Below are 25,073 nucleotides of genomic sequence, written 5' to 3'. Positions count from 1 at the left end.
TGGGATGCTTCGGGTGTCCGGAATGTCCGGGTGGTGGTGCGGATCGGTGTGGCTCGGTGTGGCTCGGTGTGGCTCGGTGGAGCGATGGCTCAGCCCGCGCGTGCCGCGCGCCGGCGCTGCAGCTGCGCCAGGTCGGCCGCGTAGTGGCGGCGGCCGAGGGCGAAGGCCACGGTGGCGCCGAGTCCCGCCAGCGGAATCCATTGCAGCGTGGCGAGCAGGCCGATGTGATCGGACAGCATGCCGGTGAGGAAGGGGCCGGGCGCGAGGCCGAGCAGGTTGTTGGCCAGCGTCAGCGTGGCGAAGGCGGTGCCGTGGATGCGCGGGTCGGTGAGGTTGGCCACCATGGCGCTGGCCGGACCCGCGGTGCCGCCCACCAGCAGCATGCCGGCGCCCAGCAGCGCGAGCTGCGCGCCGCCCGCCGGCAGGCGGAAGGCCACGGCCAGCAGCACGCAGCACAGCGCGCTATAGGCGATCGACACCAGCCACTTGCGCGCCGGCGCGTGGCGGGCCAGCCAGTCGGTCAGCGCGCCGCAGGCGATCATGCCGGTCCCGCCAGCCAGCACGAAGCCGGCCGCGGTGACGCCCGCGCGATCGGTCGCCATGCCGTAGTAGCGCGACAGGAAGCTGGGAATCCAGGCCAGCAGGGCGCTCATCACCAGCAGCTGCAGCGCGCTGCCGACGTAGGCGCAGAGAATGGACGGCGCCGAGAAGAGGGCGGCCAGCAGCGGGCGCAGCGCGGTCCGGCCGGGGGCGGCGGCCGCGGCCGCGGCCTCTTCCTCGCCCAGGGCCCGCCGCTGCGCCAGCACGCGCGACTCCGTGATGCACAGGCGGAACAGCGCAACGACCGCCAGGCCGAACAGCGCCATGCCGGCGAAGGCCCAGCGCCAGCCGAAGTGCGACGACAGCAGGCCGCCCAGCGCCATCCCCAGCACCGAGCCGAAGGCGCCGCCGGCGATGAAGGCGGCGCTCAGGCTGGCGCGCAGGTGGCGCGGGAAGACCGACAGCACCAGGGCGATGCCCACGCTGCCGTAGGCCGCCTCGCCGACGCCGACGCACAGCCGCGCCAGGAACATCTCGCCGAAGTTGGTGGCGAGCGCGCAGCCCAGCGTGGCCAGGCTCCACATCGCCGCCATCCAGGCCAGGCTGCGCACGCGGCCCCAGCGGTCGCACAGGATGGAGAGCGGAAAGGTGAGCACGCCCACCATCAGCGCGACCACGCCGCCGAGCGCGCCCAGCTGCGTGTCGCTCAGCGCCCATTCGGCCTTGAGCAGCGGGAAGACCACGTTGAGCACCTGGCGCGACATGTAGTCCGACAGCAGCAGGGCGAAGCTGAGCGCGAAGACCAGCCACGGATACCAGCGCCTGGCCGCGCCGCCGGCCGTGGCCTCGGCCGCCCTGGAAGCCGCGTTGGCTGCGGCGCGCTCGGCGCCGGCGGCCATGGCGGCACGATTCGGATGTTGTCCCAGCATGTCAGCTCCTCTCGGCAGGCCGGCGCCATGTATGTGGCGCGAGGCCCGGCGCTTCGGCTGCGCATCCGCCGGTGGTGGCGTGCGCGTTCGGTGGCTGGGAGTATCGGGGATAGGTCAAAGATGGTTTGACATTGCGGGACAAGTTCTTTGCATACGGTGACAGTGCGGGAAAACGCCGAGACGCTGGCCGCACAGCGCGGGCGGCGCCGCGCGGCCTGGCGCACCTTGCTTCACTTCGCGCGAAGCCGTGGAGTAAACTCGGGGGCCCGCGGGCTCCGTGCCCGCCCAGTCCCAGTCCCAGATTCAGGAGTTTCCATGCCCATGCCCATGCGACGTGCACTGACGGTGGCGGCCTGCCTGCTGCCGCTGACCGTGGCCAGCCCCGCGTTTGCCTATTTCGACAACTTCATCCACAACACCGTGGTCGGATCGATGAACAAGGCCGAGGCTGCCTCGTTCGCCAAGGCTGTGCTGAAGGTGCTGACCGACGGCGAGGACGGCGCGCCGTCGGCCTGGAGCGCCCCCGCGCGCCGTGGCCGCGAGGCCGTCGAGGCCAGCATCACGCCGCTGCGTTCGAAGACCGACCAGGGCCAGTCGTGCCGCCGCCTCAAGGCGGAACTGACGCGCGGCAGCAGCCACGACGAGTGGACCGGCTGGTTCTGCAAGCAGGCGGACGGCCGCTGGAAGTCGCGCAAGGTCGGTGACGACTGAGGGCGCGCGGCCCGCTCTTCCGGGGCCGCGCCGCGTGGTGGCCGCTCCGGGCGTGGCGCCGGCCACGCCCTTCCTCTTCCTTTGGTCCGGCTCTTTCCCACTCCTTCCTGCTCCTTCCTTCATTCCCGCGCCGCGCCGGCCCTCATGCCGGCGCCGCTGCGCCGCCTCGTATCGTCAGGCCTCGGCCAGGCAGCGCGCGATATCGAGCGCCAGGCGCCCGGCATCCTCTTCCTCCAGCGTCGACACCGTGATGCGCAGCCCGTGCGCGGGCGCCGCCACGCCGAACGGCTCGCCGCTGCGCACCAGCCAGCCGCGGCGCGCCAGCGCGAGGACGAGCGGCTGGCTGTCGGCGGCCAGCGGCAGCCACAGGTTCAGGCCGTCGGCCGGCGTGGCCGCTGCGTCCGGTGCATCCGGTGCATCCGGCATGAGGCCCTGCGCGGCGAGCGCCCGCGCCAGCCAGGCACGCCGCCGCGCATAGTCGTCGCGGGCCTGCGCAACCCGGCCGGCGACCGCCGGCGACGACAGGCAGCGCGCGACGATGTCCTGCAGCAGGTGGCTGACCCACTGCGTGCCCGGCGCCAGCCGCAGGCGCAGCCGCTGCGAGGTGTGCGGGTCGCAGGCGATGCAGGCCAGCCGCAGGTCGGGCCCCAGCACCTTGGACACCGAGCGCACCAGGGCCCAGCGCTGCGCCGCCGGCGGGATCACGTCATGGTAGGGCGCGGCCGACAGCAGCGCGAAGTGATCGTCGACCACCAGCAGCACGTGCGGATGGCGCGCCAGTACGTCGCGCAAGGCGCGGGCGCGCGCCGCGCTCAGGCTGCAGCCGGTCGGGTTGTGCGCGCGCGGGGTCAGGATCACGGCCTGGGCGCCCGCCTCCAGCGCCGCTTCCAGCGCATCGGCGCGCAGCCCTTGCGCATCGACCGGCACCCCCACCGCCTGCAGGCCGGCCACGCGCAGCGTGTTGATGCTGCCCAGGAAGCAGGGGTGTTCCACCACCACCTTGTCGCCCGCCACCAGGTGCGCGGCCAGCAGGCGTTCGATCGCGTCGACCGCGCCGTAGCTGAGGTCGACGGCGAAGCCGGGCGGACAGTCCTGGGCGAACCAGGCCTGCGCATGCTGCGCCAGCGGCGCGTCGACCAGCGTCTCGCCATACAAGCGCGGGCGCCAGGGCCGGGCCGCCAGCGCCGCCGCCGCGTCGGGCAGCCAGGCGGGGTTGGGATTGCCGCCGGCCAGGTCGGCCAGCGCGCTGCCGGGCGCCGTGCCTTCCTGCTCGCCGGCCTCGGTCAAGTGGCGGATCACGGTGCCGAGCCGGCCCTGGGTCAGCGCGACCCCGGCCGTGACCAGGCGTTTGTAGGCGGCGGCCACCGTGTTGCGGTTGACGTCGAGCCGTGCCGCCAGCTCGCGCACCGGCGGCAGCGCCTCGCCCGGCCGCAGGCGGCCGGACAGCACCTGCTGGCGCACGTTGTCGAAGATCTCGGCCGCAGTCTTCCCGGAAATATCCATTTTGTCCTATGACAATATATAATTTGGCACAGGACATTCTACACGGCCGTCTCCGGCATCCCGCCGCGAGGCTGCCGCCACGTGCTGGAGGACCACGACTTGCCTGCTCCGCCCGATCCATCCCCGTTCCCCACGCCGACCCGGCACGAACACCACGGCCTCTATCCGCACGCCCGCACGGTCGACGACTTCCGCCGTAACCTGGCCGAGGTGCGGGCCCGCATCGCGGCCGCCGCGCGGCGCGCCGGCCGCGATCCCGCCGAAGTGCGCCTGCTGCCGGTCAGCAAGACGGTGGACGAGGCGCGTATCCGCCTGTCCTATGCGGCCGGCTGCCGCATGCTGGGCGAGAACAAGGTGCAGGAAGCCAGCCGCAAGCAGGCGGCACTGGCCGACCTGCCCGGGCTGCGCTGGTCGGTGATCGGCCACCTGCAGAGCAACAAGGCCAAGGTGGTGGCGCGCTTCGCCGACGAGTTCCAGGCGCTCGACAGCCTGCACCTGGCCGAGGTGCTGGACCGGCGCCTGCAGGCCGAGGGGCGCGCGCTCGACGTGTTCGTGCAGGTCAATACCTCGGGCGAGGACAGCAAGTACGGGCTGCCGCCCGGGCAGGTCGGGGCCTTCCTGCGCGCCTTGCCGGCCTTCGGCGCGCTGCGCGTGCGCGGCCTGATGACGCTGGCGCTGCTGTCGGGCGAGGCGGAGCGCGTGCGCGCCTGTTTCGCCAGCCTGCGCACCCTGCGCGACCGGCTGCGCCAGCAGGCGCCCGACGGTATCGCGCTGGACGAGCTGTCGATGGGCATGTCCGGCGACTTCGAGATTGCCATCGAGGAGGGCGCCACCGTGGTGCGCGTGGGCCAGGCCATCTACGGCGCGCGCGCCACGCCGGACCACTACTATTGGCCGGGCACGGGCACGGGCCCCGGCCCGGACGCCATCCGCGACCCGGCTTCCGACCCGGACGCCGCGCATCCCGTCGGCGCCGCCGGCATCCATCCGAACCCGAGGCTCCTGCCATGAAGATCGTCCTCGCCATCCGCCACATCCATTTCGAAGACCTCGGCACCCTGGAGCCGCTGCTGCGCGCGCGCGGCTATCACGTGCGCTACGTCGACCCTGCCGGCGACGACCTCGCCGCGCTCGACGTGCTGTCGCCGGCGCTGATGGTGGTGCTGGGCGGCCCGGTCGGCGCCTTCGACGAGCCGCGCTATCCCTGGCTGGCCGCGGAGTTGCGGGCCGTGCGCGTGCGCCTCGAGGCCGGACGCCCGCTGCTGGGCATCTGCCTCGGCGCCCAGCTGATGGCGCGCGCGCTCGGCGCGGCGGTGCGTCCGATGGGCGTGAAGGAGATCGGCTTCGCGCCGCTCGCCTTGAGCGAGGCAGGGCAGGCTTCGGCGCTGGCCGGCCTGCAGGGGGCCGCGGTGCTGCACTGGCATGGTGACCAGTTCGCCATTCCCGATGGCGCCCAGTGCCTCGCCGGCACGGCGGCCTGCCCCAACCAGGCATTCGCCGTCGGGCCCCGGGTGCTCGGCCTGCAGTGCCACCTGGAGGCCGATGCCGGCACCATCGAAGGCTGGCTGCTCGGCCATGCCTGCGAACTGGAGCTGGCCGGCATCGACCCACGCATGCTGCGCGCCCAGGCCATCGCGCACGGGCAGGCGCTGGCCGCGGCGGCGCAACGTGTGTTTGGTGCCTGGCTGGACGGTTTCGAGGCCGAGGATGCGGCGGCGCCGGCTCCCGTCCGGCCGGCTCCGGGGCCTTGATCAGGCCGTCCGGCCGCGCCGCCCGCCCGAGGGCCGGGCGGGTGTGCCGGAAGCGACGCGCCGGCATGTGCTGCCTGCGGTTCGTGGCGGTGCCCGAGTGATGGCTGCCGCTCGTTCGCCAAGACAAAGCCCAAGCCGGCGGCGCGCCAGGGGCGCACAATGAGGGGCATCGGAGGCCGATCCGCCGAGGGGACCGTGATGACCGCATTGACCGACGCCGAACTCGCCCGCGTGGCGAGCCTGCTGGACCAGGCGGAACTGCGCGCGCGCGCGCAGCTGACCGCATCGGCCGCCGCGCCGCCGTCGCCGGAGCCCAGCGACCAGGCCGATCAGGCCGACCGCGACACCGACCTGCGCATGGGAGAAGCGGTGGAGACGCATGCCCGCAGGGAGCTGGCCGATATCAGCGCGGCGCGGCAACGCCTTGCCAACGGCTCCTACGGCTTCTGCATCGAGTGCGGCGAGGAGATCCCGCCGCCGCGCCTGCTGGCCTATCCGACGGCCAGGCGCTGCATGGATTGCCAGCGCGCGCGGGAAGCGGCGCCGGCGCTGGCGGGCGGCCGCCAGCGCTGAGGGTGCTGGCGGCGCTGACGGGCGCTCACGGCGCTCACGGCGCTGACAGCGTTCGTGGTGTTCATGGCGTTCGTGGTGTTCACGGCGCGGAACGCCAGGCCCGTGCCGCAGCGGGGGGGGCCGCGGCCCGAGGCCCTCGGGGAGGCTGCCCACCCGCCCGCCGGGCGGCGGACGGGCAGGCATGCCGGACCGGTCGGGATCAGAAGGCGACGCGCAGGCCGCCGTTGACGCCGACGTCGTTCTTGCCGCGGCGCACTTCCCCGTTCAGGCCCAGGTAGGCGTAGGCCTGCTTGCCCAGGCGCAGCGTGCCGGTGAAGCTGGCCTGGCCGAACAGGCGGCCCACCTGCGGTGACACGATGCCCATGCTGTAGCCGGCCAGGTTGGCCTGCACGGTGGTCTGCGCCAGGTTGCCGTTGTCGCGGCCGATGCCGGCGCTGAACTGGTAGGTCAGCGTGTCGGACAGCGGGCTGCGCTGCGCCGAGCGTGCCGTCAGGCCCAGCGTGACGCGGTTGCCGGTGGCGTCGTAGCGGCCCAGGCTGAGCGCGGCCGGCGTGGCCGAACCCTCGTCGGTGGCACCGCGCGTGCTCTTCTGCCACAGGAAGCGGGCGAACGGCTCCAGCGTGGTCGCGCCCAGCGCCAGCGGCGTGCGCAGGCCGATCCCGACCTGGGTGCTGTTGCCGCTGGCGTCGGTCTTCAGCGCGGTGCTGGAGAGGCCGGTCGGATCGGCGCGCTGGGTATTCCAGTCATTGCTGCCGAAGCCGGCCATGCCGTCCACCACCACCGGGCCGAGCGTGCCCTGGCCGTAGGCGAAGCCCATGTACTCCGCGACCGAGCCCGAGCCGCCGGTGGCGCCGACGTTGGTGTTGGTGTAAGCGAAGCCGAGGCCGAAGCGGGTCGACTCGCCGCCCAGCATGTCCGCGCCCAGCACGAACTGCGAGCGGTTGGTGGTGAATTGCGAGGCGCTGCCGTCGCCGTCCCAGCGGCCATGGTCGGCGCCGATGTCCACCCACAGGCCGCGCCGGCGCGCCGGCTCGCTGGTGGTGGCGGTGGCGGTGGTGGCGGTGGTGGTGGCCGGCGCCGCGCCCAGCACGCTGGTGTCGCCGAGCTGGCGGATCACCGTGTTGTTGACGCGCAGGCCGGCCTGCGGCGCGGCCGCGGCCATGGCGGCGTGCACCTCGCCGGCCAGGGCGCGCGCGAAGCCGGGCAGCGTCGCCGCGTTCTGGCTGGCGGCCACGTACAGCAGCTTGTCCTGCGCCGTGGTGGCGGTGCCGGCCTGGTCGCTGCCCAGGATGCGGTCCAGCACGCCGCCCGCGGTGACGGCGTTGCGGTTGCCGCCGGCCAGCCACTGCGCGTAGGAGGTCGGCAGGACCTTGAGGTCGATGCTGTTGCTGCCGAAGGTGTTGTAGAACACCGCGAAGCGCGTGCCGTCGCTCATGCCGCCGGGCTGCGCCAGCGTGGCGAAGCGCCCGGAGATGCCGCCGTCGGCGGTGACGATGCGGAAGGTGTCGCCCAGCACCGGCTTGTAGGCCGCGCTGCCGTAGCCTGCCTCGCTGGGCGAGAACAGGTTGCTCAGGCGCGGCGCCAGCGTGGTGTTGGCGGCGATAGAGAACTGGCCGCCGTTGGTCACGCGCAGGAAGGAGTAGTAGCCCGGGGTGCCGATCGGCGTGCCGGGGCCGGCCTGCAGCTTGCCCGAGATGTCTTCCTGGTAGGTACTGCCGGACAGCATGTTGACGCTGCCGGCCACGGTCAGGTAGCCGGGCGAGTTGCCGGGCGACAGCGTGCCCTGCACGTTGACCGTGCCCTGGATGGTGCCCGCGCCGCCGAGCCGCGCGCCGGAAGTCACGTCGACATCGCCGTTGATGGTGCCGTTGGCCAGCAGCGTGCCCTGCTGCACGCAGGTACCGTTCGACAGCGTCGCGCTGCCGGTCACGTCCAGCGTGCCCTGGCCGCTCTTGACGAAGCAGCCGCTGCCCGAGGAGGCGGTGCCGATGGTGCCGGACAGGGTGGTGGTGGTCCCGGCTGCGGTGTTGACGTTGGTGCCGCCGCCCAGCGCGATGGTCTGGCCGGTCAGGATGTTGACGGTGGTGTTGATGGTGCCGCCATTGACGATCACGTTGCCCCAGCCCAGGCCCCACGGATTGGTGACCTCGACCAGGCCCGCATTGATGGTCAGGCCGCCGGTCCAGCCGGTGCCGGGCGTGTGCGCCGGAGCGCCGGCGTTGTCGCCGCCCAGGATCAGCGTACCGGTGCCGGCCTTGGTCAGCATGCCGCTGCCGGACAGGCTGCCGTTCAGCGTCAGCGTGGTGGCGCCATCGGTATTGAAGGTGCCGCCGCTGCGGCCCAGCACCACGTTCCGGCCGCTGGAGAAGGTGGCCGTGTTCTGCAATGTGCCGCCGTTCAGCGCCAGCGTGCCGGTGCCGAGGTTGGCGTCGGCCGACACCTTGAGCGTGGCGCCGCCGTTGACCAGCGTGCCGCCGCTGTAGGTATTGGCCCCCGACAGGGTCTGCGTGCCGCCGGTGACGGCCAGCATGCCGCTGCCGCCGATGGTGCCGGCGAAGGTGCCGCTCGCGTTGACCAGGGCCAGCGTCTTGCTGCCCAGGTCGACGCTGCCATTGCCGGACAGGCTCTGGATCGCCGCGCCGGCATTGGTGGCGGCGATGCTGAAGGCGCCGTTGTCGATCACGTTGCCGGACGCGGCGATGCTGCCGTTGCCCGACAGCGCCAGGGTGGCGCCGCTGCCGATCGTGGTGGCACCCGTGTAGGTATTGGCGCCGCTCAGGGTTTCGGTGCCGCCATTGACGGTGACCCCGCCCGCGCCGGCGATGGCGCCGGAGAAGGTGTCGTTGGCGTTGCTGAGCGTCAGGGTCCTGCCGCCCAGCGCGACACTGCCGCTGCCGGCCAGCGACTGGATCGACGCGCCGCCGGTGGTGGCGGAGATATCGAAGATGCCGTTGTCGGTGACCTTGGCCGAGGCCGCGATGCTGCCGCTGCCGCTCAGGGCCAGCGCGCCTTCGCTGCCGATGGTGGTGGCGCCGGTGTAGGTGTTGGCACCGCCCAGGGCCTGGGTGCCGCCGTTGACGGTGAGGCCGCCCGCGCCGGCGATGACGCCGTCGAAGGTGTCGCTGGCGTTGCTGAGCGTCAGGGTCTGGCTGCCCAGCGCCACATTGCCGTTGCCGGCCAGCGTCTGCAGCGTGGCCCCCTGGCTGGTGCCGGAGATGTCGAAGGTGCCCAGGGCGATCAGGCCTTGGGAGGCGGCGATGCTGCCGGTGCCGCTCAGGGCCAGGGTCGCGCCGGTATCGACGCCGGTGAGGCCGGTGTAGGTGTTGGTGCCGCCCAGGGTCTGCGTGCCGCCATAGACGACCACGTTGCCGGTGCCGGCGATGACGCCGGAGAAGGTGTCGCTGGCATGGGTCAGCGACAGGGTCTTGCCGCCCAGGGCGACATTGCCGCTGCCGGCCAGCGACTGGATCGACGCACCATTGGTGGTGGCGGAGATGTCGAAGCTGCCGTTGTCGGTGACCTTGGACGAGGCCGCGATGCTGCCGGCGCCGCTCAGGGCGAGGGTGGCTTCGCTGCCGATGGTGGTGGCGCCGGTGTAAGTGTTGGCGCCGCTCAGGGTTTCGGTGCCGCCGTTGACGGTGACCCCACCCGAGCCGGCGATGACGCCGCCGAAGGTGTCATTGGCGTTGCTCAGCGTCAGGGCCTTGCCGCCCAGGGCGACATTGCCGCTGCCGGCCAGCGACTGGATCGACGCGCCGTTCGTGGTGGTGGAGATGTCGAAGGTGCCGTTGTCGGTGACCTTGGACGAGGCCGCGATGCTGCCGGCGCCGGTCAGGGCGAGGGTGGCCCCGCTGCCGATGGTGGTGGCACCGGTGTAGGTGCTGGCACCGCCCAGGGCCTGGGTGCCGCCGTTGACGGTGAGGCCGCCCGCGCCGGCGATGACGCCGTCGAAGGCGTCGCTGGCGTTGCTGAGCGTCAGGGTCTGGCTGCCCAGCGCCACATTGCCGTTGCCGGCCAGCGCCTGCAGCGTGGCCCCCTGGCTGGTGCCGGAGATGTCGAAGGTGCCCAGGGCGATCAGGCCTTGGGAGGCGGCGATGCTGCCGGTGCCGCTCAGGGCCAGGGTCGCGCCGGTATCGACGCCGGTGAGGCCGGTGTAGGTGTTGGTGCCGCCCAGGGTCTGCGTGCCGCCATAGACGACCACGTTGCCGGTGCCGGCGATGACGCCGGAGAAGGTGTCGCTGGCATGGGTCAGCGACAGGGTCTTGCCGCCCAGGGCGACGTTGCCGTTGCCGGCCAGCGACTGGATCGACGCGCCGTTCGTGGTGGTGGAGATGTCGAAGGTGCCGTTGTCGGTGACCTTGGACGACGCCGCGATACTGCCATTGCCCGACAGGGCGAGAGTGCCTTCGCTGCCGACGGTGGTGGCACCCGTAAACGTGTTGGCGCCGCTCAGGGTTTCGGTGCCGCCGTTGACGGTGACCCCACCCGAGCCGGCGATGACGCCGCCGAAGGTGTCATTGGCGTTGGTCAGCGTCAGGGTCTTGCCGCCCAGGGCGACATTGCCGCTGCCGGCCAGCGACTGGATCGAGGCGCCGTTCGTGGTGGTGGAGATGTCGAAGGTGCCGTTGTCGGTGACCTTGGACGACGCCGCGATACTGCCATTGCCCGACAGGGCGAGAGTGCCTTCGCTGCCGACGGTGGTGGCACCGGTGTAAGTGTTGGCGCCGCTCAGGGTTTCGGTGCCGCCGTTGACGGTGACGCCGCCCGAGCCGGCGATCACGCCGCCGAAGGTGTCGTTGGCATGGGTCAGCGTCAGGGTCTTGCCGCCCAGGGCGACATTGCCGCTGCCGGCCAGCGACTGGATCGAGGCGCCGTTCGTGGTGGCGGAGATGTCGAAGCTGCCGTTGTCGGTGACCTTGCTGGAGCTGGCGATACTGCCATTGCCGCTCAGGGCGAGGGTGCCTTCGCTGCCGATGGTGGTGGCACCCGTGTAGGTGTTGGAACCGCTCAGCGTTTCGGTGCCGCCGTTGACGGTGAGGCCGCCGCTGCCGGCGATGACGCCGGAGAAGGTGTCAGCGGCGTTGCTCAGCGTCAGGGTCTTGCCGCCCAGCGTGACCAGGCCATTGCCGGCCAGCGACTGGATCGCAGCGCCGCTGGTGGTGGCGGAAATATCGAAGGTACCGTTGTCGGTGACCTTGGATGACGCCACGATGCTGCCATTGCCCGACAGGGCGAGAGTGCCTTCGCTGCCGACGGTGGTGGCACCGGTGTAGGTGTTGGCGCCCGACAGGGTTTCGGTGCCGCCGTTGACGGTGACGCCACCCGAGCCGGCGATGACGCCGCCGAAGGTGTCGTTGGCGTTGGTCAGCGTCAGGGTCTTGCCGCCGAGGGAAGCCAGGCCATTGCCGGCGAGCGACTGGATCGACGCACCATTGGTGGTGGCGGAGATGTCGAAGCTGCCGTTGTCGGTGACCTTGGACGAGGCCGCGATGCTGCCGGCGCCGCTCAGGGCGAGGGTGGCTTCGCTGCCGATGGTGGTGGCACCCGTGTAGGTGTTGGAACCGCTCAGCGTTTCGGTGCCGCCGTTGACGGTGACGCCGCCCGAGCCGGCGATGACGCCGCCGAAGGTGTCATTGGCGTTGGTCAGCGTCAGGGTCTTGCCGCCCAGGGCGACATTGCCGCTGCCGGCCAGCGACTGGATCGACGCACCATTGGTGGTGGCCGAGATGTCGAAGGTGCCGTTGTCGGTGACCTTGGACGACGCCGCGATACTGCCATTGCCCGACAGGGCGAGAGTGCCTTCGCTGCCGACGCTGGTGGCACCGGTGTAGGTGTTGGCGCCGCTCAGGGTTTCGGTGCCGCCGTTGACGGTGACGCCGCCCGAGCCGGCGATCACGCCGCCGAAGGTGTCGTTGGCGTTGGTCAGCGTCAGGGTCTTGCCGCCGAGGGAAGCCAGGCCATTGCCGGCGAGCGACTGGATCGAGGCGCCGTTCGTGGTGGCCGAGATATCGAAGGTACCGTTGTCGGTGACCTTGCTGGAGCTGGCGATACTGCCGTTGCCCGACAGGGCGAGGGTGCCTTCGCTGCCGACGGTGGTGGCACCCGTGTAGGTGTTGGTACCCGACAGCGTTTCGGTTCCGCCGTTGACGGTGAGGCCGCCGCTGCCGGCGATGACGCCGGAGAAGGTGTCAGCGGCGTTGCTCAGCGTCAGGGTCTTGCCGCCCAGCGTGACCAGGCCATTGCCGGCCAGCGACTGGATCGCAGCGCCGCTGGTGGTGGCGGAAATATCGAAGGTACCGTTGTCGGTGACCTTGGATGACGCCACGATGCTGCCATTGCCCGACAGGGCGAGAGTGCCTTCGCTGCCGACGCTGGTGGCACCGGTGTAGGTGTTGGCGCCCGACAGGGTTTCGGTGCCGCCGTTGACGGTGACGCCACCCGCGCCGGCGATCATGCCGCCGAAGGTGTCGGCGGCGTTGGTCAGCGTCAGGGTCTTGCCGCCCAGCGTGACCAGGCCACTGCCGGCCAGCGACTGGATCGAGGCGCCGCTGCTGGTGCCCGAGATGTCGAAGGTCCCGTTGTCCGTCACCTTGGCCGAGGCCGCGATACTGCCGTTGCCCGACAGGGCGAGGGTGCCTTCGCTGCCGATGGTGGTGGCACCGGTGTAGGTATTGGTGCCCGACAGCGTTTCGGTGCCGCCGTTGACGGTGACGCCGCCCGCGCCGGCGATCACGCCGCCGAAGGTGTCGTTGGCGTTGGTCAGCGTCAGGGTCTTGCCGCCCAGCGAGACCAGGCCGTTACCCGCCAGAGACTGGATCGACGCGCCGCTGCTGGTGCCCGAGATGTCGAAGGTGCCGTTGTCGGTGACCTTGGACGAGGCCGCGATGCTGCCGGCACCGGCCAGGGCGAGCGTGGCGCCACTGTCGATGGCGGTGGCACCCGTATAGGTGTTGACCCCGGTCAGCGTCACCGAGCCGCCGGTGCCGCTGTTGGTGACGGTCAGCGTGCCGCCTCCGGTGGCCGCGTTGGCGATCACGCCGCTGAAGGTGGAGCCGTTGCCGTTCTGGTCGATGGTGCCGCCGTTGGCGTTGAGCGTGAAGTTCTGCCCGTAGGCGCCCTGGGCCGTATCCATCTTCAGCGTGCCGCCGTCGAAGGCCGGGTTCAGCGAGCCGCCCGCCAGGCCCGAGGCCGCATGGGGCGAACCGGCGCCGGTGATGTCGGTGGCCACGGGACCGGGGGTCGCCCCGATCATGTTCACCAGCCAGCTCGGGCCGTCGGCGCCGAGGGCGCTGCCGTTCGCCGCGGAGTGGAAGCTGAAGGCGGTCAGGCCGCTGTACATCAGGTAGCCTTGCCCGTACTGGTATCCGGCAACGATGGGCTGCAGCCCGAAGCCATCCGTCTGGCCCTGCACATAGCTGGTCAGCGTGATGCCGCCGGAGGCGGTGACCGTGTCGTGGGCCAGGTAGCCGCCGATGCGGCCGGTCGCCCCGATCGGTGTCGAGGTGAACAGACTGAGGCCGGCCTGCGTCAGGCTGCCGGAGCTGGAAGCGTAGCCGTCGCCATGGTTCAGCGTGACGCCGCCGAACGTGATCGAGGTATCCCAGCCCGCCGATTGCAGCAGCAGGCTGCCGCCGCTGTTGACCCAGCCCAGGATGGTCGACGAGTTGGCGCTCAGGAAGGCGCTCAGGTCGATATCGGTGTTCGCGCTGCCTTCCAGCATGACGAAGCGGGTGCTGCTGTTGAAGATCGACCCGACATTCGTCGTCGCGCTGGCGTAATTGGTATAGAGCGTCCAGTTGTTGATGCCGTAGGCGGCATTCATCGCGGTCTGGTCGTCGGTGGTGCCCCACGGATTCTCCGTCACCAGCACCGGTGTCGCGCCCGCCAGCGCGACGAAGCCGCACGAGAGCAGGACCGCGCCGGCAAGCCGCTTCAGGGCGAACAGCCGACCCTGCACGCGCGCCGGAGCCAGCGCCGGCCGTGCCGCCGTCGTGCCCCCGCCATCCTTGCCGTGCGCGCTGGCCAGTTCGGAGGCGGCGACATAGGCGCTATGCCGCTTGCTCCAGATGAGGCGGTATGTCTTGTTCATGATTCCACTCGCTTTGTCTTGGTGTCTTGAATCTGTCGAGGCGTGAGCGAATCGCGGGACGAGCGCAGCCGCCCGTGCCTGGCACGGGTAGCAAAAGGCGGGGCCTGTCAGGCCACCGGCGCGCGTCGGCCCCGGCCTCTCGCGTCACGCGAAGAGGTCGGCGGATGCCGAGGGCTTATGCCGGCAGTGCTGAGGGTGGGTGCTGGAGAGGGATGGCGAAACGGGCGGTCCGTCGCGCCGTGGCGATGAGCCGGTGCGCCGTGGCGCGGCCAGGTCCGGTTGGCACCGCGGGATGCCGTGGCAGGTGAATATCGATCAAGCTAACCCCCTTGAAACCAGAATCGGTCGATCGCAGCGGCCGCGCCGCGTCGCCGGATGGGGGCGCGGGCGGGATGCCGCCGGAACGACCGGCTTACCCGTTATCTTGTTCTTCGCTCGCAGGTACGGTCGCCTTGTCCGGGCCGGCGCGGAGCCGCCGGAACCGATGCGATCGCCATGCGTTGGCTTGTACTGTGTTGTTGCGCTTCGCCTGCCGCACGGATGACGTTCCTGTCGCCGGGCCCGTCTTAGCGCTGGCCTTCGACATCGATCGCTTTCCCCGCATGGGCTTCCCGGCCCGCAGGCGGCGACAGCCATGTCGCCGGAACAAAACCCCGTGAAGCATGCACGGGAGTATTCGAATTACCGCGAAGTGCTATTTATAGTCTTTGTATTATTTTTATCACATTGGAATGCCCGGAAGCCGCGATTTACCCCCTACGGACGAAGGGAGGGCTGGGCTGGAAGTGAAGGAAAAGACAGGGGAGAGCTGGCGCCGCTGGCCGGACGGACCGCGCGGCCTGCACAGGGCCCGCGCAGCGCGGCGGGCCGTTGGCGGTGGTGGCGCGGAGCCCGTGGAGGAGGCGCGGCGCCGGGATCCGGCGCCAGGTGCTGCCCGAGGCGCTTGTTGAGGTTCCTCCTACCGGGCAGGCACCGAGTTCGGCGGCAACTGATAACTCCACGTCTCGCTCAGCGTGCGGCCGCCCGAGACCAGGGCCTCGCGGATCTCCACGGCCTTCTGCGGATCCTTGACCTTGAGGCGCAGCTGGCTGCGCCAGCCCTGGATGGGCGGGTTGGGCTGCAGCGTCTGCTCCAGGATCTCGGCGTTGTCGCCGGCGCTGAGCTGGAGCTGGACCGGCGTGCCGGCCGGCAGCGTCGCCAGCACCGGACCCTCGAAGTCGACGGTCAGGCCGATGCTGCCGTCCAGGTGGCGGATCAGGTTGGGCTGCATGACCTCGCCGGCGCTGCGCAGCGTCTGCTTGACCCAGGCCAGTTTCTGGTCCAGCAGCGCGCGCTCGTCCAGGGTCCAGTGGATGGTGTAGTCGGCGCGCAGCGGCTGGCCCTTGGGCGGCAGCGTGTCCGGCGTCCAGAAGGCGACGATGTTGTCGTTGGTTTCGTCCGGCGTGGGAATCTCCACCAGCTCGACCTTGCCCTTGCCCCAGTCGCCCTCGGGCACGATCCAGGCGCTCGGGCGCAGGTCGTAGCGGTCCTTCAGGTCTTCGAAGGCGGAGAACGCCCGGCCGCGCTGCAACAGGCCGAAGCCGCGCGGATTGGTCACCTGGAAGGTGCTGATGGCAAGCTGGCGCGGGTTGTTGAGCGGGCGCCACAGCCATTCGCCGCCGCCGGTGTGGATGGCCAGGCCGTTGGAGTCGTGCAGGGCCGGGCGGTAGTTGTAGGGGTCGCGCTGCTGGTTGGGGCCGAACAGGAACATGCTGGTCAGCGGCGCCACGCCGAGCTTGGCCACGGGGCCACGCATCAGGATGCGCGCCTGTACCTTGAGGGTGGTGTCGGAGGTGGTGAGGCCGGGGGTCAGCTCGAAGCGGTAGGCGCCGGTGGCGCGCGGCGAGTCGAGCAGCGCGTAGAACACCAGCTGCTTGTCGCGCGCGGCGGGGCGCACGAGCCAGAACTCGCGGAAGGCCGGGAATTCCTCGGCCACCGGCAGGCCGGTGTCGATCGCCAGGCCGCGCCCGGACAGGCCGTAGACCTGGCCCTTGCCGACCACGCGGAAGTAGCTGGCGCCGAGCACGCTCATGATCTCGTCGTCCTTGCCGGCCTGGTTGATCGGGTACAGCACGCGGAAGCCGGCGTAGCCGAGCCGGGCGGTGGCCGATTTGTCGAGCTTGAGGTCGCCGAAATCGAAGCGGGCGGGGTCGTAGCGGATCTCCTGCACCGCGCCGCCGACGATCTCGTTGATGCGCACCGGGCTGCTGAACTGCATGCCCTGGTGGTAGAAGGCCAGCCGGAATGGCGTGCCCTGGTCCTTCCACTCCATCTGGTCGCGACGCGGCTGGATCTTGATGTAGTCGGCGAACTGCATCTGGCGGAAGGCCGGCGGCAGGTTGTTGGCCGGCGCCTGGTAGGGCTGGTCGGCCAGGGTACGGGCGCGGGCCAGTACGTCGTCCAGCGAGAAGGCGTGGGCATGTGCGGCGCACAGCACGGACAGGGCCAGCGTCAGCGTCTGCAGGGGCGCGCGCATCGTCGGGCGCATCATGGGGCGCAGCGTTGCGGCGAAGGCGGCAAGAAGCACGGATCTCTCCAGGAAGGCAGGTGAAAACGCATGCCGGCGGCTGCGGCGGGTGGGTGGCCCGGACGGCCGCGCGGCAAGCCCCTAGTTTAATAGGGGTAAACTGCGCACAAGGAAAGTGCAGAAAGTAACGCTTGCCGCCGTGTGTCCCGCCGGGCCGCGCGCAAGCCGGCATACGGGGCATACGGGGCATACGGGGCGTGCGCGAGGGCGGGCGTGTCCGGCGCCGTCACCGTCACCGTCACCGTCACCGGGGAAACCGACCTGATGAGACTGTTGTCCACGCTGGCCTTGTCCGCCAGCCTGCTTGGAGCGCCGGCGCTGGCCGGCGCGGAGCCGGCCGCGGCCGGCGGCAACCAGGGCGGCTCCGCCGCCGCCAAGGATGCCTTCATCGCCTCCTTGATGCAGCGCATGACGCTGGACGAGAAGATCGGCCAGCTGCGCCTGATCAGCATCGGCGCCGACATGCCCCAGCCCCGCCTGATCGAGGAGATCGCGGCGGGGCGCGTAGGCGGCACCTTCAATTCGGTCACGCGCGCCGACAACCGGCCGCTGCAGGACGCGGCGGTGCAGCGCAGCCGCCTGAAGATCCCCATCTTCTTCGCCTACGACGTGGTGCACGGGCACCGCACCGCCTTCCCCATCAGCCTCGGCCTGGCGGCAAGCTGGGACATGGACGTGGTCGAGCGCAGCGCGCGCGTGTCTGCCATCGAGGCCAGCGCCGACGGACTCGACATGACCTTCGCGCCGATGGTCGACATTTCCCGCGATCCGCGCTGGGGCCGCACCTCGGAGGGCTTCGGCGAAGATCCCTACCTGGTCTCGCAGTGCGCGCGCGCCAGCGTGCGCGGCTTCCAGGGCAGTTCGCCGGCGCGGGCCGACAGCGTGACGGCAGTGGTCAAGCATTTCGCGCTGTACGGCGCGGTCGAGGGCGGGCGCGACTACAACACCGTCGACATGAGCCCGCTGCGCATGTTCCAGGACTATCTGCCGCCCTATCGTGCCGGCATCGATGCCGGCGCGGGCGGCGTGATGATCGCGCTGAACTCGATCAACGGCGTGCCGGCCACCTCGAACCGCTGGCTGCTGCGCGACCTGCTGCGCGGGCAATGGGGTTTCCACGGTGTCACCGTGAGCGACCACGGTGCCATCGAGGAGCTGATGCGCCACGGCGTGGCCAGGGACGGCCGCGAGGCGGCGCGGCTGGCGATCGATGCCGGCGTCGACATGAGCATGCACGATTCGCTCTACCTGAAGGAGCTGCCGGCGCTGGTGCGATCCGGCGAAGTGCCGGTCGCCCGCATCGACGAGGCGGTGCGCGAGGTGCTGGGCGTCAAGTACGACATGGGTCTGTTCCAGGACCCCTACCGCCGCATCGGCAGCGCGCGCGACGATCCGCCCGACGTCGACGCCGAGGGCCGCCTGCACCGCGCCGAAGCGCGCGACGCCGCGCGCCGCTCGCTGGTGCTGCTGGAGAACCGCCAGCGCACCCTGCCGCTGGCCAGGGGCGGCACGGTGGCGCTGGTCGGGCCGCTGGCCGACGCGCCCATCGATATCCTGGGCAGCTGGTCGGCGGCGGCCAAGGCGCGCCAGTCGGTGACCCTGCTGCAGGGCATGCGCGAGGCGCTGGCGGGGCGCGGCAGCGTGGTCTACGCGCGCGGTGCCAATGTGACCGACGACGAGCGGGTGGTGAACTACCTGAATTTCCTCAACTGGGACAAGCCGGAGGTGGTGCAGGACAAGCGCCCGCCGCAGCAGATGATCGACGAGGCGGTCGAGGCGGCGCGCGGCGCCGACGTGGTGGTGGCCGCGGTGGGCGAATCGCGCGGCATGTCGCACGAAGCCTCGAGCCGGACCAGCCTGTCGCTGCCCGGCAGCCAGCTGGCCCTGCTCCAGGCGCTCAAGGCGACCGGCAAGCCGCTGGTGGTGGTGCTGATGAACGGCCGCCCGCTGGACCTCAACTGGGCGAAGGGCAACGCCGACGCGCTGCTGGAGACCTGGTATGCCGGCACCGAAGGCGGGCACGCCATCGCCGACGTGCTGTTCGGCGACTACAACCCGGCGGGCAAGCTGCCGGTCTCCTTCCCGCGCTCGGTCGGCCAGATCCCCACCTACTACAACCACCTGCGCCTGGGCCGTCCGTTCACGCCGGGCAAGCCGCCCAACTACACCTCGCAGTACTTCGAGGAGGAATCCGGCCCGCTCTATCCCTTCGGCTACGGCCTGAGCTACACCGATTTCGCCCTGTCCGGGATCACCTTGTCGGCCACCACCATGCCGCGCCAGGGCAGCATCGAAGCCAGCGTGACCGTCAAGAACACCGGCACGCGCGACGGCGAGACCGTGGTGCAGCTCTACCTGCGCGATGAGGCGGCCTCGGTGGTGCGGCCGGTCAAGGAACTGAAGGACTTCCGCAAGATCGCCCTCAAGGCGGGCGAGAGCCGCCAGGTGCGCTTCATGCTGGATGAGGACAGGCTGAAATTCTTCAACGACCGGCTCGACTATGTGGCCGAGCCGGGCGAGTTCACCGTGCAGGTCGGGCTGGATTCGCAGGCCGTGCGCGCGCGGACCTTCACGCTGCTGCGCTGATCCGCCGGGTCACGGGAGCAGGGGGCTCCGCCTGCTCCCGGTGATGCGCGGTGGACCAGGGCTGGCCGTGGCGGCGCCTGCCGCGCCGCCGGCTCAGGCCTGCGTGATCAGGAAGCGTTCGCGCTGCTTGCCGATCCATGCCGGCGCGCGGCCGCGGCCGGACCAGGTCTGGCCCGTCTTCGGATTGCGGTACTTCGCCACCGATGCGGACTTGCTGCCGCGCGGACGGCCGCGGCGCGGCGTCAGGTCATCGGTGCTCAGCCCGTACTGCGCCATCAGCCCGTGGATCTGCGCGATCACGGCCCCGATCTCCGCCTTGCGCGCCTGCGCGATGGCGGCGTCGAGCGCCTCCCGCTGCACCAGCAGTTCCTTGTAGCTTGCCATGGTGACCTTCCCTTTATCTCTGTTCTTCGCTTGGTGATTCGTTGTGCATCGCGCCCCCGGTCTGCCCGGCCGATGCCATCCCGTCGATGGCGGTGGCGTGATGTCCGCTTAACGCGGGATCCGCAAAAGAGTTGACCGGTGCGCAGGCGCGGCCGTGCCTGGGGCACGGCACGCCGGCTTCGGGCGGAGCGGCAGCCTAAGCGGGAAATGTGACGCCTGCGTTGCAGGAGTGCGGAAAAGGTGCGGCATCGGGGCGCGGCATCGGCAGGCATCGGCGCGGCACCGGCACCGTCCTAGCGCGGCGTCGCGGGCCGCGGCACGCTGGCGGCGTAGGCGGGCGGGCGCCGCGCCAGGCTGGCCTGTTCGTAGGCATAGGCCATGGCGATCAGGTCGGCCTCGCGCCACGCGGTGGCGGCGAAGGAGAGGCCGCAGGGCAGGCCGCAGACCAGGCCGGCGGGCACCGTGATGTGGGGATAACCGGCCACCGCCGCCGCGCTGCCGAAGCCGGCGCCGCCGAAGTCGCCGCGCACGAAGTCGGTCAGCCAGGCCGGGCTGGCGCTGGGCGCGACCAGCGCGTCGAGCTCGTGCTCGCGCAGCACGCGGTCGATGCCGTCCTCGCGCGCGAGCCGCCGCGCCTGCGCCAGCGCTTCGAGATAGGGGGCGCTGTCGAGGCCGCCGCAAGCCTGCGCGCGCCGCAGCGTGTCCTGGCCGAAGTAAGGCATCACGCGTTCGCGGTGGCGGTCGTTGAAGGCGATGATGTCGGCCAGCGAGCGGTGCGGCGACCCCGGCGCGAACTCGGCGAGGTAGGCGGCCAGGCCGGCCTTCAGCTCATGCCGCAAGACCGCCGACTCATGCGCGCCCAGCCCGGCCTCGCCCGGCAGCTCGGGCAGCTCGACCAGGGTCGCGCCCTGCTCGCGCAGCACCTTCAGCGCATCCTCGATGCGCGCGCTCACGAGGTCGTTGCGCGCGCCGAAATGGCTGCGCAGCACGCCCAGGCGCCGGCCGCGCAGGCCGTCGGTGCGCAGGCAGAGGGTGTAATCCTGCGCCTGCCCGTCGGCCGCCAGCGTGGCCGGGTCACGCGCATCGCGGCCCGCCAGCACGCTCAGCAGCGCGGCCGCGTCGGCCACGGTGCGCGCCATCGGGCCCGGGGTGTCCTGCGAATGCGAGACCGGCACCACGCCGTCGCGGCTGACCAGGCCGACGGTGGGCTTGATGCCGACGATGCCGTTGACCGCGCTCGGCGAGATGATGGAGCCGTCGGTCTCGGTGCCGACCGCCACCACGGCCAGGCTGGCGGCGACCGCCACTGCGGAGCCCGAGCTCGAGCCGCTGGCGCTGCGGTCGAGCGCATAGGGGTTGCGCGTCAGCCCGCCGCGCGAACTCCAGCCGGACACGGTGCGCGGCGAACGGCAGTTGGCCCATTCGGACAGGTTGGTCTTGCCCAGGATCACGGCGCCGGCCGCGCGCAGCCGCTCGACCAGGAAGGCGTCGCGCGGCGCCCGCGCGCCGACCAGGGCGAGCGAGCCCGCCGTCGTTTCCATCTTGTCCGCGCTGGCGATATTGTCCTTGAGCAGTACCGGGATGCCATGCAGGGGCCCGCGCACCCGGCCGGCCTGCCGTTCCGCGTCGAGCCCGCGCGCGATGTCGATGGCGTCGGGATTGATTTCGATCACCGCGTTGAGGCAGGGGCCGTGGCGGTCGATGGCATCGATGCGGTCGAGGCAGGCGGCGACCAGGCTGCGGCTGTCGGTGCGTCCGCCCAGCATCGCCTCTTGCAGGCCGGCGATGCCGGCTTCGACGATGGCGGCGTTGGTGCTCGGGGAATGGGCTGCCATGGCGGCGTCTCCGGTGGCTGCTGCGGTGCCCGCCGCCTGGGCTGGCTGGGGCGGCCGGCCCAGGCGCCGGCCGGCGCGGCGGGGATGTGGCCGCCGCGGCGGTGCCGCAGTGTAGCCTGAAGCGCCTCGCGCCTTCAGGGCGGGCTTTCCCGTAGGGCGCTGGTGCCGCGCTGCCGTCGCCTCGCCGTCTCCGTCGCCGTCGAGCGCGGCTACGCGGTTGCCGGCACGGCCGCCTCGCGGGTCTCGAGCGCATGCCGCAGCGACAGCGCGATGCCGCGCGCGGCCACGCGCACGTCCGCCAGCGAGGGGAAGGTCGGCGCGATGCGCAGGTGGCTGTCGTGCGGGTCGCGGCCGTAGGGGAAGGCGGCGCCCGCCGGGGTCAGCACCAGGCCGGCCTCTGCCGCCAGCGCCACCGTGCGCGCCGCCAGTCCCGGCGGCGTGTAGAGGCTGATGAAGTAACCGCCCTGCGGCACGGTCCAGCGCACGCCTGGCACGTCTGCCAGCAGTTCGCCGAAGGCGGCCAGCACGGCGTCGAACTTGGGCCGCAGCAGCGCGCGGTGCGCCGCCATCAGCCGCTCGACGCCGGCGCGGTCGCGCAGCCAGTGCACATGGCGCAGCTGGTTGAGCTTGTCCGGACCGATGGTACGCACCGCGCTGCATTGCTGCCACCAGGCGACGTTGCGCGGCGAGCCGGCCAGGAAGGCGACGCCGCTGCCGGCCATCGTAACCTTGGACAGCGAGGCGAACACCAGGGCGCGGTCGGGGTGGCCGGCCGCGGCGCAGGCCGCGAGCACGGCGGGCGTGGCGTGCGGGGTGTCGGTCAGGTGGTGCAGGCGGTAGGCGTCGTCCCACAGCAGGCGGAAGTCGGGCGCGGCCGTCGGCATCGCCGCCAGCCGGCGCACCACCTCGGTCGAATAGATGGCGCCGCTCGGGTTGCTGTACAGCGGCATGCACCACATGCCCTTGATGCTGGGGATGTCGCGCACCATTTCCTCGACCGCCTCCATATGCGGGCCGTCGGCGCGCATCGGCACGGGGATCATGCGGATGCCGAGCGCCTCGCAGATGGCGAAGTGGCGGTCGTAGCCCGGCACCGGGCACAGCACGGCGGCCTCGCCGCGCACCCAGGGCGTGCCGCCGGCCATGCCGTGCAGCATGGCGAAGGCGAGCGCATCGTGCATCAGTTCCAGGCTGGAGTTGCCGGCGGCGACCACCTGCGCCGGCGGCACCTCCAGCAGCGCGGCGCCCAGCTCGCGCGCCTCGGGCAGGCCCAGGGGGTGGCCGTAGTTGCGGCAGTCGATGCCGTCGCGCGACAGGTGACCGGCCGCCGCGGCATCGTCGAACAGGGCGCGGGACAGCTCGAGCTGCTCCGGCGCGGGCTTGCCGCGCGACATGTCCAGGCGCATGCCGAGCTGCTTGAACTGGTGGTAGGTGTGCGGCGTCACGCGCGTCTCCTTTGAGCGGAAAGTGGGGGAACGGCGCCAGTATGCGGAGGCGCATGCCTTCAGGCAAACGCGTTATATTGATGCTTTTGATCAGGTTTTCTGATGGCAAGGTGCTTTCCCACGCGCGCCACCGTGCCTTCCCGTCCCGCCCCGTCGCTTTCCGGGCGGGGCCGGCCGGGCAGCGTGCGCATGACCTGGAGCGGTGTGTCCCGATGAAATCCCTTGACCTCGATGTGCTGGCGATGGTGGTGGCGGTAGCCGATGCCGGCAGCTTCGTGCGCGGCGCCGCGCTGGTGCACCGCTCGCAGTCCGCGCTCAGCATGCAGATCCGCGCGCTCGAAGACACGCTCGGCAAGACGCTGTTCGTACGCGGCCCGCGCCACGTTTCGCCGACCCCGGACGGGCTGGTGCTGATCGCCTACGCGCGCCGCATGCTGGCGCTGCGCGACGAGGCCTGGGCGGCCATGGTCCATCCCGAGGTCAAGGGCCGCGTGGCCATCGGCGTGCCGGACGACTATGCCTCCTCGCTGCTGCCGGCGGTGCTGCGCAAGTTCTCGGCCAGCTATCCCAAGGTGGAGATCCACGTGATCGGCCTGCCCAGCCACGCGCTGGCGCCGCTGCTGAAAGACAACAAGCTGGACCTGGCCTGCGTCACGCGCATGAAGGGCCTGGGCGGCGAGTTCATCCGGCTCGAACCCATGGTCTGGGCCGGGCCGGCGGCGGGCGGACGGGAGGTGTGGCTGGAGCGCCCGCTGCCGATCGCCGTGTTCGGCGCCGGCAGCACGGCGCGCGCCAACGCCATCCGCGCGCTGGAGCGCGCCGGCATCGGCTTCCGCACCTCTTATGAGAGTCCCAGCCTGATGGGCTTGCTCAGCATGGTCGAGGCCGGCCTGGCGGTGGCCCCGTCGGCGCGCTGCGCGGTGCCGCCCTCGCTGCAGCAGCTCGGCCGCGCGCATGGCCTGCCGGCGTTGCCCGAGCTGGAGATCGTGCTGGCGCGCAGCGCGCGCTCCAACCGCCCGCCCTGCGATTTCCTCGCCGAGCAGATCCTGACGGAACTGCGGCTGTAGCGCCGCGCGTGAAGGGATGGCGCGTGGGGATGGCGTGTGGGGATGGCGTGTGGGGATGGCGTGCGCGGAACATCCCGGCCGGCGGCCTCAGCGGATGTCGACCACCGCATCGCGGATGGAGACGCGGCGCGGGATCAGCTTGTGGCGCAGGGCCAGTTCGGCGCTGTCCTGCTGGGCATCGAGCACGGCGGCGTCGAGCGGATAGCGCGCGCCCCAGTCGACGCGCGGCACGGCCTTCTGCCACACCGCCAGCGGCACCTTGGTATTGTCCGCCAGCAGCGCTGCCGTGGCGGCGGGGTGGGCGGCGCTGTCGCGCGCCTGGGCCTCGACCTGTTCGAACAGCAGCCGCAGCGCGGCGGGATAGCTGGCGGCGAAGCGGCGCGTGGCGATGTAGAAGCCATACTGCGGCACCGAGAGCTTGCCGATCTCGAGCAGCGCGCGCGCGCCCGCGCCGAGCTCGGCGTCCGCATAGCGCGGGTCGGGTACCGCCCAGGCATCGACGTCGCCACGTTCGAAGGCTGCGCGCGCTTCGCCGTAGGCGAGATAGGCGAGCTGCACGGCGCCGGCGTCCAGGCCGGCGTCCTGCAGGGCCTTGAGCACGAACAGATGGCCCTGCGAGCCCTTGGCCACGGCGATGCGCTTGCCCAGCAGCCCGCGCACGTCGCGCACCGTGGAGTCCTTGGGCACGACGATGGCGTAGCTGCGCTGCAGCTTCGGCGCATAGGCCACGTAGACCAGGGACGGCGCGCCGCCCGCCTGCGCGAAGATGGGGGGCGTCGAGCCCACCGTGCCGACGTCGACGTCGCCGCTGTTGATGCCCTCGACCATCGGCAGCCCGTAGACGAACTCGATCCACTTGACGGTGACGTGATGCGGCGCGAGCGCTTTCTCGAGGCGGCCGGAGGCCCGCAGCGCGACCAGGCCGTCGCCCTTCTGCACCCCGATGCGGATTTCGCCGGGCCAGGCGTCGGCGGCGTGCGCGGCCTGCAGCGGGGCGACGAGCAGGGCGGCGAGCAGGCCGCAGGCGCCGAGCGCGCCCGCCAGCCCCTTGGCAAAGGCCGCGCAGGCGGCGGCACGGCGGCAACGGTTCATGG

At 71.5% G+C, this 25,073-nt stretch carries 14 protein-coding genes and 1 pseudogene; 6 read left to right on the top strand and 9 right to left on the bottom strand.

What is annotated here, in order from left to right; translation table 11 throughout:
* Positions 1-89: 89 nt before the first annotated feature.
* A complete protein-coding gene (locus tag BKK79_RS24425; RefSeq protein ID WP_157128509.1) occupies positions 90-1,469 on the bottom strand; it encodes an MFS transporter in 1,380 nt (459 codons plus the stop codon).
* 321 nt (positions 1,470-1,790) lie between these two features.
* On the opposite strand from BKK79_RS24425, the gene BKK79_RS24420 reads away from it, so the two are divergent.
* Positions 1,791-2,180 carry a hypothetical protein gene (locus BKK79_RS24420; RefSeq protein ID WP_071022073.1) on the top strand — a complete coding sequence of 130 codons (390 nt, stop codon included), beginning with the start codon at positions 1,791-1,793 and terminating at the stop codon, positions 2,178-2,180.
* A gap of 174 nt (positions 2,181-2,354) precedes the next feature.
* Here BKK79_RS24420 and ptsJ read toward each other — a convergent pair whose 3' ends face one another.
* Positions 2,355-3,683 carry a MocR-like B6 salvage transcription factor PtsJ gene (ptsJ, locus tag BKK79_RS24415; RefSeq protein WP_071039102.1) on the bottom strand — a complete coding sequence of 443 codons (1,329 nt, stop codon included), beginning with the start codon at positions 3,681-3,683 and terminating at the stop codon, positions 2,355-2,357.
* Between the two features lie 99 nt (positions 3,684-3,782).
* On the opposite strand from ptsJ, the gene BKK79_RS24410 reads away from it, so the two are divergent.
* The 3 genes from BKK79_RS24410 to BKK79_RS24400 all read left to right on the top strand — a co-directional run bounded on the left by BKK79_RS24410 (position 3,783) and on the right by BKK79_RS24400 (position 6,007).
* On the top strand, positions 3,783-4,694 hold the full coding sequence (locus BKK79_RS24410) for a YggS family pyridoxal phosphate-dependent enzyme (protein ID WP_197524042.1): 912 nt from the start codon (positions 3,783-3,785) through the stop codon (positions 4,692-4,694).
* Positions 4,691-5,434: a glutamine amidotransferase gene (locus BKK79_RS24405; protein WP_071039101.1), complete on the top strand. Its 744-nt coding sequence runs from the start codon at positions 4,691-4,693 to the stop codon at positions 5,432-5,434. Before BKK79_RS24410 ends, BKK79_RS24405 begins: the two co-directional genes overlap by 4 nt.
* Positions 5,435-5,632: 198 nt before the next feature.
* Positions 5,633-6,007, top strand: a complete 375-nt coding sequence (locus BKK79_RS24400; protein WP_071017951.1) for a TraR/DksA family transcriptional regulator — start codon at positions 5,633-5,635, stop codon at positions 6,005-6,007.
* Between the two features lie 199 nt (positions 6,008-6,206).
* On the opposite strand, the gene BKK79_RS24395 is transcribed toward BKK79_RS24400, so the two are convergent.
* Positions 6,207-14,096, bottom strand: a complete 7,890-nt coding sequence (locus tag BKK79_RS24395; RefSeq protein ID WP_071039100.1) for an autotransporter-associated beta strand repeat-containing protein — start codon at positions 14,094-14,096, stop codon at positions 6,207-6,209.
* Positions 14,097-15,054: 958 nt separating this feature from the next.
* The gene (locus BKK79_RS24390; RefSeq protein ID WP_071040343.1) at positions 15,055-16,626 is read right to left on the bottom strand and encodes a glucan biosynthesis protein G; all 1,572 of its coding nucleotides are present in this window, start codon (positions 16,624-16,626) and stop codon (positions 15,055-15,057) included.
* Between the two features lie 300 nt (positions 16,627-16,926).
* Here BKK79_RS24390 and bglX point away from each other — a divergent pair, with 300 nt between their 5' ends.
* Positions 16,927-19,248, top strand: coding sequence for a beta-glucosidase BglX (gene bglX / locus BKK79_RS24385; RefSeq protein ID WP_084085621.1), 2,322 nt, complete (start codon positions 16,927-16,929; stop codon positions 19,246-19,248).
* A 93-nt stretch (positions 19,249-19,341) separates the two neighbouring features.
* On the opposite strand, the gene BKK79_RS42345 is transcribed toward bglX, so the two are convergent.
* From BKK79_RS42345 to BKK79_RS24370, 4 genes and pseudogenes are all read right to left on the bottom strand, one after another.
* Positions 19,342-19,449, bottom strand: coding sequence for an H-NS family nucleoid-associated regulatory protein (locus BKK79_RS42345; protein WP_442873318.1), 108 nt, complete (start codon positions 19,447-19,449; stop codon positions 19,342-19,344).
* A 21-nt stretch (positions 19,450-19,470) separates the two neighbouring features.
* Positions 19,471-19,596 (bottom strand): annotated as a pseudogene (locus BKK79_RS42340) (DNA-binding protein); the annotation flags it as partial.
* A 329-nt stretch (positions 19,597-19,925) separates the two neighbouring features.
* Positions 19,926-21,530 (bottom strand): amidase, encoded by a 1,605-nt coding sequence (locus tag BKK79_RS24375; protein WP_442873316.1) that lies wholly within the window; start codon positions 21,528-21,530, stop codon positions 19,926-19,928.
* A gap of 146 nt (positions 21,531-21,676) precedes the next feature.
* Positions 21,677-22,912, bottom strand: coding sequence for an aminotransferase class I/II-fold pyridoxal phosphate-dependent enzyme (locus BKK79_RS24370; protein ID WP_442873288.1), 1,236 nt, complete (start codon positions 22,910-22,912; stop codon positions 21,677-21,679).
* 212 nt (positions 22,913-23,124) lie between these two features.
* Between BKK79_RS24370 and BKK79_RS24365 the strand changes: the two genes are divergently transcribed.
* The gene (locus BKK79_RS24365; RefSeq protein ID WP_071017958.1) at positions 23,125-23,979 is read left to right on the top strand and encodes a LysR substrate-binding domain-containing protein; all 855 of its coding nucleotides are present in this window, start codon (positions 23,125-23,127) and stop codon (positions 23,977-23,979) included.
* An 87-nt stretch (positions 23,980-24,066) separates the two neighbouring features.
* On the opposite strand, the gene BKK79_RS24360 is transcribed toward BKK79_RS24365, so the two are convergent.
* Positions 24,067-25,071 (bottom strand): aliphatic sulfonate ABC transporter substrate-binding protein, encoded by a 1,005-nt coding sequence (locus BKK79_RS24360; RefSeq protein ID WP_071040340.1) that lies wholly within the window; start codon positions 25,069-25,071, stop codon positions 24,067-24,069.
* Positions 25,072-25,073 lie beyond the last annotated feature (2 nt).

The sequence above is a fragment of the Cupriavidus sp. USMAA2-4 genome, assembly GCF_001854305.1.
In the GTDB taxonomy this organism is placed as follows: domain Bacteria; phylum Pseudomonadota; class Gammaproteobacteria; order Burkholderiales; family Burkholderiaceae; genus Cupriavidus; species Cupriavidus malaysiensis.
The sequence above is the reverse complement of the archived record's forward strand: the minus strand, read 5'-3'. Positions and strand labels throughout refer to the sequence as shown.

What these genes read in the sequence shown, in the direction of transcription:
- BKK79_RS24425 (WP_157128509.1), bottom strand. Translation starts at nt 1,469, where the DNA reads ATGCTGGGACAACATCCGAATCGTGCCGCCATGGCCGCCGGCGCCGAG.
- BKK79_RS24420 (WP_071022073.1), top strand. Translation starts at nt 1,791, where the DNA reads ATGCCCATGCGACGTGCACTGACGGTGGCGGCCTGCCTGCTGCCGCTG.
- ptsJ (WP_071039102.1), bottom strand. Translation starts at nt 3,683, where the DNA reads ATGGATATTTCCGGGAAGACTGCGGCCGAGATCTTCGACAACGTGCGC.
- BKK79_RS24405 (WP_071039101.1), top strand. Translation starts at nt 4,691, where the DNA reads ATGAAGATCGTCCTCGCCATCCGCCACATCCATTTCGAAGACCTCGGC.
- BKK79_RS24400 (WP_071017951.1), top strand. Translation starts at nt 5,633, where the DNA reads ATGACCGCATTGACCGACGCCGAACTCGCCCGCGTGGCGAGCCTGCTG.
- BKK79_RS24395 (WP_071039100.1), bottom strand. Translation starts at nt 14,096, where the DNA reads ATGAACAAGACATACCGCCTCATCTGGAGCAAGCGGCATAGCGCCTAT.
- BKK79_RS24390 (WP_071040343.1), bottom strand. Translation starts at nt 16,626, where the DNA reads ATGATGCGCCCGACGATGCGCGCGCCCCTGCAGACGCTGACGCTGGCC.
- bglX (WP_084085621.1), top strand. Translation starts at nt 16,927, where the DNA reads ATGAGACTGTTGTCCACGCTGGCCTTGTCCGCCAGCCTGCTTGGAGCG.
- BKK79_RS24365 (WP_071017958.1), top strand. Translation starts at nt 23,125, where the DNA reads ATGAAATCCCTTGACCTCGATGTGCTGGCGATGGTGGTGGCGGTAGCC.
- BKK79_RS24360 (WP_071040340.1), bottom strand. Translation starts at nt 25,071, where the DNA reads ATGAACCGTTGCCGCCGTGCCGCCGCCTGCGCGGCCTTTGCCAAGGGG.